General features: G+C 39.6%; 1 protein-coding gene. It reads right to left on the reverse strand.

Going from position 1 to position 288, the window contains the following annotated elements; translation table 11 throughout:
* The coding region (locus tag MD536_RS21260; RefSeq protein WP_239603799.1) for a WD40 domain-containing protein at positions 1-250 on the reverse strand (250 nt) is incomplete at its 3' end.
* Positions 251-288: the final 38 nt, after the last annotated feature.

A 288-nucleotide genomic window follows, 5' to 3' on the forward strand; every position in this document is an offset into this window, starting at 1 on the left:
CATACAGAGTGATACTTTTATTCTCATATGCCACTACAAGCGTTGAACCTTTGGAGTTAAAAACTATCTGTCTTACAAGGCCAGGTTTTCCATTTGATATTCGATTTATCTCTGTTAGGTTTCTCTCATCCAGCAAAACAACTTCATTTAGATTACCAACAGCGAGAATAGGCGCTGTTGGGCTAAACGCAACTACTTGAATGCTTGAATCGCTCGCAGAGTAGGAGTTAAGCAATTGGCCTGTAGTCATATCAAAGGTTTTTACTTCACCTCTGACACATTGATTGC

The sequence above is a fragment of the Flavihumibacter cheonanensis genome, assembly GCF_022352215.1.
Lineage (GTDB): Bacteria > Bacteroidota > Bacteroidia > Chitinophagales > Chitinophagaceae > Flavihumibacter > Flavihumibacter cheonanensis.